Source organism: Nodosilinea sp. AN01ver1 (assembly GCF_050565655.1).
Lineage (GTDB): Bacteria > Cyanobacteriota > Cyanobacteriia > Phormidesmidales > Phormidesmidaceae > Nodosilinea.
In genome coordinates, this window is the sequence record NZ_JBNXVS010000053.1 from 21,618 (window position 1) to 34,775 (window position 13,158).

The 13,158-nt window shown below is 60.0% G+C and carries 9 protein-coding genes; 7 read left to right on the forward strand and 2 right to left on the reverse strand.

What is annotated here, in order from left to right; translation table 11 throughout:
- Positions 1-50 precede the first annotated feature (50 nt).
- Positions 51-1,178 (reverse strand): YdcF family protein, encoded by a 1,128-nt coding sequence (locus ACQ4N7_RS26130; protein ID WP_430714377.1) that lies wholly within the window; start codon positions 1,176-1,178, stop codon positions 51-53.
- A 269-nt stretch (positions 1,179-1,447) separates the two neighbouring features.
- On the opposite strand from ACQ4N7_RS26130, the gene ACQ4N7_RS26135 reads away from it, so the two are divergent.
- Positions 1,448-3,109: an ABC transporter permease gene (locus tag ACQ4N7_RS26135; RefSeq protein WP_430714378.1), complete on the forward strand. Its 1,662-nt coding sequence runs from the start codon at positions 1,448-1,450 to the stop codon at positions 3,107-3,109.
- A gap of 283 nt (positions 3,110-3,392) precedes the next feature.
- On the forward strand, positions 3,393-4,016 hold the full coding sequence (locus tag ACQ4N7_RS26140; RefSeq protein WP_430714379.1) for a Uma2 family endonuclease: 624 nt from the start codon (positions 3,393-3,395) through the stop codon (positions 4,014-4,016).
- Between the two features lie 37 nt (positions 4,017-4,053).
- On the opposite strand, the gene ACQ4N7_RS26145 is transcribed toward ACQ4N7_RS26140, so the two are convergent.
- A complete protein-coding gene (locus ACQ4N7_RS26145) occupies positions 4,054-6,111 on the reverse strand; it encodes a prolyl oligopeptidase family serine peptidase (RefSeq protein ID WP_430714380.1) in 2,058 nt (685 codons plus the stop codon).
- Between the two features lie 139 nt (positions 6,112-6,250).
- Between ACQ4N7_RS26145 and ACQ4N7_RS26150 the strand changes: the two genes are divergently transcribed.
- From ACQ4N7_RS26150 to glmS, 5 genes are all read left to right on the forward strand, one after another.
- The gene (locus ACQ4N7_RS26150) at positions 6,251-6,532 is read left to right on the forward strand and encodes a BrnT family toxin (protein ID WP_430714381.1); all 282 of its coding nucleotides are present in this window, start codon (positions 6,251-6,253) and stop codon (positions 6,530-6,532) included.
- On the forward strand, positions 6,525-6,806 hold the full coding sequence (locus ACQ4N7_RS26155) for an antitoxin (protein WP_430714382.1): 282 nt from the start codon (positions 6,525-6,527) through the stop codon (positions 6,804-6,806). The genes ACQ4N7_RS26150 and ACQ4N7_RS26155 overlap by 8 nt, the downstream gene beginning before the upstream one ends.
- A gap of 251 nt (positions 6,807-7,057) precedes the next feature.
- Positions 7,058-9,112: an NAD-dependent DNA ligase LigA gene (gene ligA / locus ACQ4N7_RS26160; RefSeq protein WP_430714383.1), complete on the forward strand. Its 2,055-nt coding sequence runs from the start codon at positions 7,058-7,060 to the stop codon at positions 9,110-9,112.
- A gap of 511 nt (positions 9,113-9,623) precedes the next feature.
- Complete coding sequence (locus ACQ4N7_RS26165) at positions 9,624-10,886, forward strand: sensor domain-containing phosphodiesterase (RefSeq protein WP_430714384.1); 1,263 nt, start codon at positions 9,624-9,626, stop codon at positions 10,884-10,886.
- A gap of 115 nt (positions 10,887-11,001) precedes the next feature.
- Complete coding sequence (gene glmS / locus ACQ4N7_RS26170) at positions 11,002-12,909, forward strand: glutamine--fructose-6-phosphate transaminase (isomerizing) (protein ID WP_430714385.1); 1,908 nt, start codon at positions 11,002-11,004, stop codon at positions 12,907-12,909.
- Positions 12,910-13,158 lie beyond the last annotated feature (249 nt).

Sequence of the window (13,158 nt, forward strand, 5' to 3'; positions counted from 1 at the left end):
GACGAATTTGAGGGGCCGCATCCCAGGGCGGTAGACCTGAGTTGCCCGACCTAGGACAGGGTTTCAACCACCTGCTCCCACTGCATACTAAAGGGCGGCAGCCAGCCCTGTAGATAGTAGTAGATAGAGCCCAGCAGCTCGCTCCAGTAGCGGGTCGTCAGCACCAGCGCGTTGACGTCAGGAACCAGATCGGCCAGGCGGGCCAGGGTGTCGCGATCGCTCAAGCCAATCGTGCTGTAGAGTTCGGTCGGAGCCGCCACAACCTGAATGCCCACATTCTCAAAGGCCAGGGCGGCGCGGCGCATGGTCAGGGCTGGGGCCACCAGCACCACCCGGTTGGCGTCGCGGTTGCTGCGAGCGGTCTCAAAGGGGCCGCTGCGAACCGGCTCTGTAAACAGCCCCTGTTCAATCAAAAAATCTCGCTGGTCGAGCACCGCCCCGCGAATGTTGGTACCCATATCCTCAATCCGAATGCTCTCGGAGGGCACTCCACGGCTGGTTAACTGCTGGCGAATGGCCTGCCGAACCGGTTCCTGCTCTTCAGGGCTGCCATACCGTGGCCCCGCTGTAACCGTAACAAAGGGACGGGCCGCAGCGATGCGGTTATAGACGTTGGCGGCGCTGTTGAGGCGGGCCACCAGCACCGGGTCGAGGTCATTGTCGGCATCGATGCGGCTGTTGATGGTGTTGGTGAGGCGGTAGGCATCGGCGTTTTCACCGATCACGACCAGCGACACAGCCCGGTCTACGGGCACCTGATCAATCGCGGGGCAAATATCACTACAGAGCCGCTGCTGGCTGGCATAGGCCCGCTGCACCGCACTTTCTGACTGGTTGACCAGCGCTCGCGCCACCAGGGGCAGGCTGCTAATCACCAAGATCAGCAGCGCCACCGTCACCATCCGCGTGCTTTGCTTGGCAAAGCCACTGCTGCGGGAAAACAGCAGCAGCGTGATCACCGCGCCCAGGGGGGTGAGCGGAAACGCCAAAAACTGCCCAAACACGCCGATGGTGTTGTCTTCAGGAAATAAAAACGACGCTGCAATCAGGGCCAGAATGATGGCCCCGCCAAACCAGGTTAGAAAGGCGGCTGGAATAAACTTTCTCAGAATCCACCACAGAAAGTAGCCGATGCCAAGCCACAGCAGCAGGCGGGTGAGTAGGTTGAGAATGTCCATGGTCGGTCTGCGGTGGAAAATCGAGCACTGGTAGATGGGGGGCAAACGGAACGCCAGCAACGCGCCAAGCACGGTGCCAAACTGCGCTAGAGAATCAGCCCCGCAGGAACTCTCTGCAAAGCATACTTCAGTAACGAAAACTCGGTGTACTTATGGTCCCAATCGGGTTCAAAGTCTTTCTGTCTGGGGAACAGGTCGGCTGGGTCGCCAGCCCCGGGAACCGGGGGACGTTCTATGTTAAAAGGAATGGGTAGCAATACGGCATGCCCATGAAATCCCTCGCTGCTTCCCGGCAAGTGTTCCTGCGGTGGCCTGACGGCTGGACGATGAGCGTTGCTCTGATCGCCCTGGTGATGCTGCTGCCGGTGGCCATTATTTTGGCCGGTTTGTTTACCAACAGCAGCGATGCCTGGGGCCACCTGGCGGCCACGGTGCTGCCAGAGTACATTCGCAACTCGCTGGTGCTGATGCTGGGGGTGGGGCTGGGGGTGCTGGCGATCGGGGTGAGTACGGCCTGGCTGGTGAGCACCTGCCAGTTTTGGGGCAGGCGGTGGTTTGAGTGGCTGCTGCTGCTGCCCCTGGCGGCTCCGGCCTACATTTTGGCCTACGTCTACACCGACACGCTGGAGTACTTTGGCCCAGTGCAGACGGCGCTGCGATCGCTGTTTGGCTGGCAGCAGGCCACCGACTACTGGTTTCCCAACCTGCGCTCGGTGGGCGGGGCAATTGTGCTCTTCAGCCTGACGCTGTACCCCTACGTGTACCTGCTGGCGCGGGTGGCGTTTTTAGAGCAGTCCACCGCCACGCTAGAGGCCAGCCGATCGCTGGGCTGTGGCCCCTGGCGCAGCTTTCGCACGGTGGCGCTGCCCTTGGCTCGACCGGCGATCGCCGTCGGTACCGCCCTGGCCCTGATGGAAACCCTGAACGACTTTGGCACGGTGGCCTACTTCAGCGTGCCGACCTTTACCACGGGCATCTACCGCACCTGGTTTGGCATGGGCGATCGCCCGGCGGCGGTGCAGCTGTCGGCGGTGCTGCTGCTGTTTATCTTTGCCCTGGTGCTGCTGGAGCAGCGATCGCGGCGGCAGGCCCGCTACTACCAGGGCACGGCCCGCACTCTTTCGCAGTCGCGCTACGGGCTGGGGGGCTGGCGGGCCGCCGGGGCCTGGCTGGTCTGCGCCGCCCCCGTGCTGCTGGGGCTGGTCATCCCCACCGGGCTGCTGCTGGCGATGACCATTCGCCACGCCGATGAAACCCTCGATGGCGACTTTGTCTGGCTTGGCCTCAACAGCCTGGTGCTGGCGGTGCTGGCGGCGGTGCTGGCGGTGCTGCTGGCGCTGGTGATGGCCTACGGCCTGCGGCTGAACCACACGCCCGCGCTCAAGCTGGCGGTGCAGGGGGCCAACCTGGGCTACGCCGTCCCTGGGGCAGTGATTGCCGTGGGCACGCTGATACCCCTGGCCCGGTTTGATAATGCGATCGACGCCTGGATGCGCCAAACCTTTGGCGTTTCCACCGGGCTGCTGCTCAGCGGCACCATCATTGCGCTGCTGTTTGCTTACCTGGTGCGGTTTTTGGCGGTCAGCTTTGGGGCGGTGGAGGCGGGCCTGAGCAAAATTAAACCCTCGCTGGATGACGCGGCCCGCAGCCTGGGCCAGAGCCCCCAGCAAACCCTGCTCAAGGTGCACAGGCCGCTGCTGGGCAGCAGCCTGCTCACCGCCGCCATGCTGGTGTTTGTGGATGTGATGAAAGAGCTGCCCGCCACGCTGATCATTCGCCCGTTTAACTTCGACACCCTGGCGGTGCGGGTCTACCAGTACGCCGCCGACGAGCGGCTGATCGAAGCCTCGGCCCCGGCCCTGGCGATCGTGGTAGTGGGGCTGCTGCCGGTGCTGTGGCTGAGTCGGCAAATCGCCAACGAGGGTAAGTGAGCAGACAGGAACTCCACTATTCAGGGCACCTGATTACGAAGCTGGCTTAACCTGCATTATTTACGAGGGATATTGGACAACCTCACGAGGTTGCCCCTGTGCCGTTACCGGTAGCGGGATGAGTAGTCAGCACGCAACTGCAGCACCAACGGCTATCCGTTGGTGGCGTCGTTAATCAGCACTGGATAGTACATGCTGTGGCCGTAAAAGCATTGGAAAAGCTCAGTATAGGCAGTGTCTCTACCCACTCTCGCTATGATGGTCAATAGCGCTTGCCAAACCCATGACCCTTGCCAGCAGCCCTTCCCCCATTCGTGTTGAAACCGGCCACGGCGACATTCGCACCATTCAGCCAGGGCGCACCTGGGAACAGTTTAAGCACCTGCAAAAAGGCTTTGAGAACTCCCGTGGGCTCAGACTCTTTTATTACAACGGCACTATCGAAATCCTTATGCCCGGCGAAGCCCACGAACTCTTCAAAAGCGTGATTGGCTTTTTGATCGAGACGTTTTTGTTTCATCGTGGCATTGAGTTTAAGCCTACCGGCTCAATGACCCAGGAAAAGGAAGGCATTGCCGCCGCCGAGGCCGACGAGTCGTATCAAATAGATGGATACAGACTCTCAATTGAGGTCAATTTCACCAGCGGTGATGCCGCTAAGCTAGAGCGCTACCAGGCCCTGGGTGTCGATGAAGTCTGGATGTGGGAAGACGGCTCCCTGGCGGTTTACCACATCCAGCTCGGCCCCAGCGCCCAGGGCCGCTACGAAGCTGTCGAGCGCAGCGGCATTCCAGCGCTAGCCGACATCGACCTCAACCAGCTGTCGGCCTGCATTCTAATCGGAGAAACCTCTCGCATTCAGGCCGCTCAACAACTCCTAGCCGCCTACCCGGCTAGGGGGTATTAGGTATCAGGACCCCAATACCTGACACCTAATACCCCTACTACATTCCCAAATTTGCTGCCAAAAACGCCCACTTGTCTGACACCTCTTCGATTACCTTCGCCGTCGGCTTACCCGCCCCGTGACCCGCCTTCGTCTCAATGCGAATGAGAACGGGAGCCTCGCCGCCGTGGGCCGCCTGGAGCGCCGCCGCAAACTTAAAGCTGTGGGCCGGGACGACGCGATCGTCGTGGTCTGCCGTGGTGATCAGCGTTGCCGGGTAGGCCGTCCCCGGCTTCAGGTTGTGCAGGGGCGAGTAGCTGTAGAGCACCTTAAACTCGTCCTCGTTTTGGGGCGAGCCGTAGTCCGACTCCCAGGCCCAGCCAATGGTGAACTGGTTAAACCGCAGCATGTCCATCACCCCCACCGCTGGCAGCGCCGCCGCGAAGAGGTCGGGGCGCTGGGTCATGCAGGCCCCCACCAGCAGGCCGCCGTTGCTGCCGCCCGCGATCGCCAGCTTTGCCGCCGAGGTATAGCCCTCAGCAATCAGCCACGCCGCCGCCGCAATAAAGTCGTCAAACACGTTCTGCTTGTTGAGCTTTGTGCCCGCCAAATGCCAGTCTTCGCCGTACTCGCCGCCGCCGCGCAGGTTGGGCACCGCGTACACGCCGCCCATTTCCATCCACACCAGGTTGCTGACCGAAAACGAGGGCGTCAGCGAAATACTAAAGCCGCCGTAGCCGTAGAGCAGGGTTGGGTTCTGCCCGTTTAGCTCAATCCCTTTTTTGTGGGTGATGAACATCGGCACGCGGGTGCCGTCTTTGCTGGCGTAAAACACTTGGGTCGTGGCGTAGGCATCGGGGTCAAAATCGACCTCGGGCTGGCGGTAGAGGGTGCTCTCGCCGGTCACCATGTCGTAGCGGTAGATGGCGGGCGGCACCGTAAAGCTGGTAAAGCTGTAAAAGGTTTCGGTGTCTTCGCGCTTGCCGTCAAAGCCCCCCGCCGAGCCAATCCCTGGCAGCACCACCTGCCGCACCAGTTCGCCCGTGAGCGAAAAAATGCGAATCGTGGTGTAGGCGTCTTTCAGGTAATCGGCCACGAACTGGTTATTTAGCAGGCCCACCCCCTCTAGAGTGTCCTCGCTTTCGGGGATAATCTCCTGCCAGCGCTCCTTCTCCGGCCGGGTGATATCGATCGCGATCAGTCGCCCCTTCGGTGCCTCCAGGTCGGTCGTAAACCAGAACAGCGGCCCGTCGTTATCGACAAAGCTGTAGCTGGCCTCAAACTCAGAAATCAGCTCTACCACCGGGCTGTCGGGGTCGCTCAGGTCTTTGTAGAAGACCAGGTTGTTGGGGTCAGTACCCTTCCACACCGAGATGATTAGGTACCGCCCGTCTTCGGTGACGCCGCCGCCAAAGCCCCACTCCTTCTGGTCGGGCCGCTCGTAGACCAGCACATCCTCGCTCTGGGGCGTGCCGATGCGGTGGTAAAACAGCTTTTGGTAGTAGTTGACGGCCTCTAGCTTGGTGGTTTCATCCGGTTCGTCGTAGCGGCTGTAGAAAAAGCCCTGGTGATCGTGGCTCCAGGATGCGCCGGAAAACTTCACCCACTTGAGCAGGTCGTCGGTGTCTTCGCCGGTTTCAATGTCGCGCACGTGCCACTCCACCCAGTCGGAGCCGCCCGACGACAGACCGTAGGCCAGGTAGGCCCCGTTCTCGCTCACCGCCATGCCGCTGAGGGAAACGGTGCCATCCTCCGACAGGGTGTTGGGGTCGAGCAACACTCGCGGCTCGGCCTCCAGGCTGGGCAAGGTGTAGAGCACGCTCTGGTTTTGCAGCCCGTCGTTTTTGAAGTAAAAGTACCGCCCGCCGCGCTTGAAGGGGGTGCTGTAGCGCTCGTAGTTCCAGATCTGGGTGAGGCGATCGTTGATTTCACCCCGCTTCGACAGCGTTCGCAGATAGCCATCGGTGACCGTATTCTGGGCCGCGATCCACTCGCGGCTGGGAGCAGACTGGGGGTCTTCGAGCCAGCGGTAGGGGTCGGGCACGGTCACGCCGTGGTAGGTATCGACCTGATCGTGCTGGGGACTGGGTGGGTAGGCGAAGGCGGAGGAGGTCATAGGGATTGAGAGCGTTGAGGGCTAATAGTCCCATCCTAAAGGGGGTAGCTCATCCTGGCATTAAGCCGTTTAAGGGAAAGCCTGTACCCATCCTAAAGCCTTGAATACATAAGGCACACACCTTTGCTATGCTTTGGCTATGAAAGCCTTTGCCTGGAACTCAGAAAAAAATGAGCGTCTCCGGCAGGAGCGAGGTATCACCTTTGAAGACATTGTTCTCAACATTCAGCTTGGCAACGAAGTAGACATCTTCGATCACCCTAACCAAGAACGGTATCCGGGGCAAAAAATTTCAGTGGTGCTAGTAGAAGGCTACGCGTACTTAGTTCCCTTTGTGGAAAGCGAGGAGGAAGTTTTTCTTAAAACAATTATTCCTAGCCGTAAAGCAACTAAGCAGTACCTAGGTGATAGAAATGAATAATTTTGACTCCGAAGAACAAGACATTCTAGATGCATTCGAGGCTGGCAGACTGCAGCGGTCAGAAAATCTTGAAAAAGAGCTGGAATCGCATCGGGCGATCGCAGCCGCTACATTCAAAAAAGATGCCCGAATCAACATTCGTCTGTCCTCAAAAGACCTGAGAATGCTACAGGCCAGGGCGCTAAAAGAAGGTATACCCTATCAAACGCTGATATCTAGCATTCTGCACAAGTTTGTGGACGGTCAACTAGTCGAAAAATCCATTAACAAATAGCGTCGATATAGCGGGTTGCACTCGGGTCAGTGCGTGACGACGATCCCCCCTGCCCCCCCTTGCTAAGGGGGGTACAAAGTGAAACTTAGACAGCTAGAAACCGGGGGGATCTCCCAATCGAGAAGTTCTTAAACTCAGCGAGAGAGGTCGGTACGGTCGCCTTTGAGCAGACCAAGAACTTAGTCGATTAAGCTGCACCGAGCGCATTCCAGCGCTACACTAGCGACCGGGCAATTGTAGAGAACCGAGCCATGAACCAGGCCGCAGACGACACCACCGCCGCTAGAGCACAGTCCCTCAGGGCGCAGCTTCAGGCCGCCAGCTACGCCTACTACGTGCTCGATGCCCCCGATCTGCCCGACGAGGTCTACGATCGCCTCTACCGCGAGCTGCAAGACCTGGAGACCGCTCACCCCGCTCTCGTCACCCCCGACAGCCCCACCCAGCGCGTGGGCGAAAAGCCCGCCACCCAGTTCACCTCCGTTCGCCACAACATCCCCCTCTACAGCCTAGAGAACGCCTTTGACCTGGCCGAGTTTCGCGCCTGGGAAGAGCGCTGGCGCAGGCAGGCCCCCGACGCGGGCGAGGTCGAGTACGTGGCTGAGCTGAAGATTGACGGCAACGCCCTGGCCCTCACCTACGAAAACGGCCTGCTGGTGCGCGGCGTCACCCGAGGCGATGGGGTCGCGGGCGAAGACATTACCCCCAACGTGCGCACCATTCGCTCGGTGCCCCTGCGGCTCAATACCGACACCCCGCCTCCGGTGGTCGAAGTGCGTGGCGAAGCCTTTTTGCCGCTGGATGTGTTTGAGCAAATCAACCGGGAACGAGAGGCTCGCGGTGAAGCGCTCTTCGCTAACCCCCGCAACGCCGCCGCTGGTACCCTGCGCCAGCTCGACTCCCGCATCGTCGCCGATCGTCGGCTCGATTTTTTTGCCTATACCGTGTATTTAGATCAATTTGATCCGGCGCAGATTGCATCTGCGCCGGATCAAATGACAACCCAGTGGGCCGCCCTCGAACTCCTCCAGACCCTCGGCTTTCGCGTCAACCCCAACCGCCAGCTCTGCCAGTCTGCTGACGACGTGCAGGCCTACTACGACGACTGGGCCACAAAGCGCGCTCGGCTCTCGTACCTGACCGACGGCGTGGTGGTAAAGCTCAACGACTTTGCCCTTCAGCGGCAGCTGGGCTTTACCCAGAAGTTTCCCCGCTGGGCCGTGGCGCTCAAGTACCCCGCCGAAGAAGTGCCCACTATTCTAGAAGCCGTCAGTTTTCAGGTGGGTCGCACCGGGGCGGTCACCCCCGTAGCCGAGCTGCATCCGGTGCAGCTGGCGGGCACCACGGTTGCCCGCGCCACGCTGCACAACGCCGATCGCCTGGCCGAGCTGGATATTCACCAGGGCGACACCGTGATTGTGCGCAAGGCGGGAGAAATTATCCCCGAAGTGGTGCGGGTGCTGAGTGAACTGCGGCCTGTGGATGCGATCGTCGTCACTATGCCCACCCACTGCCCCCAGTGCGCCAGCGCCCTGGTCAAGCCCGAGGGCGAAGCCGTCACCCGCTGCATCAATAGCTCCTGCCCGGCGATCGTGCAGGGGGCAATTATTCACTGGGCCAGGCGCGATGCCCTCGATATTGAGGGGCTGGGCGAAAAGTGGGTGAAGCAATTGGTGGAGCAGGGGCTGGTGCATTCTGTCGCCGACCTTTACACGCTGACCGAGGCGGATCTAGAACCCCTCGATCGTATGGGTAAGCGCCTGGCCGAGAAGCTGGTGGGGGCGATCGCCGCCTCCAAAACTCGCCCCTGGGCCTCGGTGCTCTACGCCCTGGGCATTCGCCATGTCGGCACCGTCAACGCCAAGACCCTGGCCCAGCACTTTCCTAGTGCGGCAGCCCTGGCCGCTGCCAGCCCCGAGGCGATCGCCACCGTCCACAGCATCGGCCCCGAGATTGCCCAGTCTGTCGCCCAGTGGTTTGAGGTGCCCGCCAACCAAACCCTGATCGATCGCCTGCGCCAGTCGGGCTTGCAGCTGGCCGCTGACGATACGCCAACCCAGGCCGCTGAGGCTGGGGTTCTAGCGGGCAAAACCCTGGTGCTCACGGGTACCCTACCCACCCTCACCCGCCCGGAAGCCACCGAGCTGATCGAAGCCGCCGGGGGCAAAGTGACCAGCAGCGTTAGCAAAGCCACCGACTACCTGGTGGCGGGCGAAAAAGCCGGGTCAAAGCTGACCAAAGCCGAGGGTTTGGGTATTGCTATTCTCAGCGAGGGCGACCTGCTGGCGCTAATCGGGCAAGATTAGACAGCTGCCGTGCCGCTTGGGGTGTCGCGACCTGGCTATCGATGGAGTCTCCAGACACGCCCTGGCCAGCGCTATAAGAACAGGTCAAATTATCGTCAGATTCTTCAGTGAAGCTACAGATTGAGAATCCTTTCGGGGCGCACTAAGATTGGGCAGCCCTGTCTCTAGAGATGAAAAGCGGTTTCAGTTTGGGTGCTTTTAGCCCTTTTTTAGAGTGTATTCCCTCCTTTTAGGTGAATTGAGCAGTATAAAATTGCTCATAATGTATTAGGAGGCAGATGGCTGTGAACAACGCTTTCCTGCTGGCTATTGTGTTAGGGAGTAATCGCTCTAAAGTGATGTACTTTGTTGGCTGTGGTGTTGACAAAAGTGACCCGTACTAGCACGCGCTGATTCGATAGTGCGGCTCCGGTGGGTTCAACCAGGGGGCAACGCTTTGAACCATCTGAAACTGAAATCGTCTGAAACACTGCGTTGGAGTGCTGGTGGAGTACTGGTGGAGTACTGCTTAATGGACGAACAATCGATTGTTGACTCGACGGCGACACCTAACAAGTTAAGCCTCATCCCCTACTTTTTTTTATCGGCATCTAGTTTGGGGAATGGGTCGATCGATGAGGTTGTCATCGATGCGCTGTGCGCCATTCGTTTGCACCTCGATATGGAGGTGGCGTTTGTATCGGAGTTTGTCGAAGGCAGACGTAAGTTTCGCTACGTTGACTCATCGTTAGAAAGCCCGCCCATTGCTGTGGGCGACTCAGACCCGCTAGAGGAGAGCTACTGCCAGCGCGTTGTCGATGGTCGGCTGCCCCAGCTAATTCAAGATGCCACTAAAATTCCTGCGGCGCTGGAGATAGCGGCTACCACCGCCCTGCCCGTAGGAGCGCACCTCAGCATCCCCTTGCGGTTGGGCAACGGGCAGGTCTACGGCACCTTTTGCTGCTTTAGCACCCGACCCAACCTGTCTTTGGGCGATCGCGACCTGTCGCTCATGCAGCTGTTTGCCGACTTTACCGCTCGGCAAATCGCCCGCGAGCTAGAGGCGGTGCAGGCGCACCAAGCGATGGCTCATCGCGTTACAACCGTGCTAGAGTCCAGCGCCTTTACCCTCGTCTACCAGCCCATCGTTCGCCTGAGCGATCGCAAGATCATTGGGGTTGAGGCCCTGACCCGGTTTTGGTCTCGGCCCATTCGCAGCCCCCACATCTGGTTTGCTGAGGCTGCTGAGGTAGGCTATGGCGAACAGCTCGAAATGGCGGCGATCGCCAAAGCGCTAGAAGGTCTTGCCGATCTTCCCGAAGATGTCTACCTCTCCGTCAACGTATCGCCAGACAACATTCTGAGCGGGGCCGTCAGTCAGGTGCTTCAGGGTGTGCCCCTGCACCGCATTGTGCTAGAAGTGACCGAACATGTCGCCATCCCCGACTATTCAAAGTTTGGCGAATATCTAGCTCCCCTGCGCGATCGCGGCGTGCGCCTAGCCGTGGATGATGCTGGGGCCGGCTACGCCAGTTTTCTGCACATTCTTCAGCTCAATCCAGACATTATCAAGCTCGACATCAGCCTGATTCGCAACATCGATACCGACCCCACTCGCCGAGCGCTGACCGCCGCCCTGGTCGGGTTTGCCCAGCAGACCAATAGCTACATCGTCGCCGAAGGAGTCGAAACCCCCTCTGAGCTCATCGCTCTGCAGCAGCTTCAGGTCAACATTGCCCAGGGCTATCTGCTGGGGTACCCTCTGCCCCTAGGCGAAACCGCTGCGCTGTTTTAGGGATGTAGGCCGGTCCCCTATTCGGCAGTCTGAGCGAGCGCACCGACCGGGCCACCGTGTATCCTATAAAGTCAGCTCGATCACAGCCTCTGCTCAACCCCAAGGAGACAGCGCTATGTGTGGAATTGTGGGATACATCGGCACCCGGCCCGCCACCGACATTCTGATGGACGGTCTGCGTAAGCTCGAATATCGCGGCTACGACTCCGCCGGCCTCGCCACCGTGCTCGAAGGCGAGCTGCACTGCGTGCGCGCCAAGGGCAAACTGCAAAATCTGCAAGACAAGCTCGACGGCGAAGAAAACCCCGCTCGCCTGGGCATTGGCCACACCCGCTGGGCTACCCACGGCAAGCCCGAAGAGCACAACGCCCACCCCCACCGCGACGGCACCGGACGCCTGGCCGTGGTACAAAACGGCATTGTCGAAAACTACCGCGAGCTGCGCGAAACCCTCAGGGCGCTGGGCCACGAGTTTACGTCAGATACCGATACCGAGGTAGTGCCCCACCTGATCGAGTCGCACCTGAGCCAGCTCAGCCCCGACGACACCCAGGGCCGATCGCTTCTGCTGGAGGCCACCCGCCGCGCCTGCCAGCAGCTGCACGGAGCCTTTGCCCTGGCGATTATTTCTGCCGACTATCCCGACGAACTGGTGGTGGTGCGCCAGCAGGCTCCCCTGGTGATTGGCTTTGGCCAGGGCGAATTTTTCTGCGCCAGCGACACCCCGGCGATCGTGCCCCACACCCGCGCCGTGCTGCCGATGGAAAATGGCGAGCTAGCCAGCCTGACGCCCCTGGGGGTAGAGGTGTACAACTTTGAGGGCGATCGCCAGCGCAAGCACCCGATTACCCTGAACTGGAACCCCATCATGGTGGAGAAGCAGGGGTTCAAGCACTTCATGCTCAAGGAGATCTACGAGCAGCCCGGCGTGGTGCGCACCGCCCTCGAAACCTACATCGACAACAGCTGGACGGCCAGCGCCGCCAGTACACCCCTGGCTCCAATTCAGCTGGGCCTGCCCGACGCGCTGCTCGACGGCCTAGAGCACCTGCAAGTGGTCGCCTGCGGCACCAGCTGGCACGCCGCCCTGGTCGGCAAATATCTGATCGAAGAGCTGGCTAACCTGCCCGTCATGGTGCAGTACGCCTCCGAGTTTCGCTACTCACCGACGCCGCTGATTCCTAACACCCTGACCGTGGGCGTTACCCAGTCGGGCGAAACCGCCGACACCCTGGCTGCCCTGGAGATGGAGCAAAATCGCCGCGCCGCCCACCCCGACCCCCGCTTTGCCCCCCGCATGGTAGGCATTACCAACCGGCCCGAAAGTTCGCTGTCGCGGCTGGTGCCCCACATTATCAATACCCACGCCGGTATTGAGATTGGGGTGGCGGCGACCAAAACCTTTACCGCCCAGGTGATGGCCTTCTACTTTTTGGCGCTAGACCTGGCCTACCGTCGCCAAACTCTCAGCCCCGATCGCATTGAGGCCATTCTCAACGGTCTGCACCAGCTGCCCGCCTACATCGAGCAGGTGCTCGAAAGCCAGGAGCGCTATATCGAAGAGCTGGCCCACGACTTTAACGAAACCCAGGACTTTATCTTTTTGGGCCGGGGCATTAACTTCCCCATTGCCCTGGAAGGGGCGCTGAAGCTCAAAGAAATCAGCTACATCCACGCCGAGGGCTACCCGGCGGGCGAAATGAAGCACGGGCCAATCGCACTATTGGATGCCAAGGTGCCGGTGGTGGCGATCGCTATGCCCGGCAGCGTCTACGACAAGGTGCTCTCAAATGCGCAGGAGGCCAAGGCCCGCGACGCCCAGCTGATTGGCGTGGTGCCCATGAATGATGCCGATGCCGCCGACACCTTCGATCGGCTGCTGCCGGTGCCCGTGGTAGATGAGCTACTGTCGCCGATTGTGGCGGTGATTCCGCTGCAACTGCTGGCCTACCACATCGCCGCCCGGCGCGGGTTAGACGTCGACCAGCCAAGGAACCTGGCCAAATCAGTCACGGTAGAATAAGCCCAGATTCCAGGGTTCTTCAAGAACCTTGGAATCTTAAATAACTTGAGGATGCCACTCTAGCGCGGGTGCATCCCACTTTTGCAAGTTAACCCCCCTCATCCCCCACCCCCTTCTCCCTAGGGGCTACTAAGTACACACAAATGAGTCCTGAGCTATTGACCATCCCTCAAATATGGCCTCAAATTTCTTGAGTCCTTGGCTCAAAGTGCGAATACCGGGTGGCGATTGCGAACGATAGCCCGACCA

Bases quoted from the DNA above. Each gene is read 5' to 3' on its own strand.
- ACQ4N7_RS26130 (WP_430714377.1), bottom strand. From the start codon at position 1,178: ATGGACATTCTCAACCTACTCACCCGCCTGCTGCTGTGGCTTGGCATC.
- ACQ4N7_RS26135 (WP_430714378.1), top strand. From the start codon at position 1,448: ATGAAATCCCTCGCTGCTTCCCGGCAAGTGTTCCTGCGGTGGCCTGAC.
- ACQ4N7_RS26140 (WP_430714379.1), top strand. From the start codon at position 3,393: ATGACCCTTGCCAGCAGCCCTTCCCCCATTCGTGTTGAAACCGGCCAC.
- ACQ4N7_RS26145 (WP_430714380.1), bottom strand. From the start codon at position 6,111: ATGACCTCCTCCGCCTTCGCCTACCCACCCAGTCCCCAGCACGATCAG.
- ACQ4N7_RS26150 (WP_430714381.1), top strand. From the start codon at position 6,251: ATGAAAGCCTTTGCCTGGAACTCAGAAAAAAATGAGCGTCTCCGGCAG.
- ACQ4N7_RS26155 (WP_430714382.1), top strand. From the start codon at position 6,525: ATGAATAATTTTGACTCCGAAGAACAAGACATTCTAGATGCATTCGAG.
- ligA (WP_430714383.1), top strand. From the start codon at position 7,058: ATGAACCAGGCCGCAGACGACACCACCGCCGCTAGAGCACAGTCCCTC.
- ACQ4N7_RS26165 (WP_430714384.1), top strand. From the start codon at position 9,624: ATGGACGAACAATCGATTGTTGACTCGACGGCGACACCTAACAAGTTA.
- glmS (WP_430714385.1), top strand. From the start codon at position 11,002: ATGTGTGGAATTGTGGGATACATCGGCACCCGGCCCGCCACCGACATT.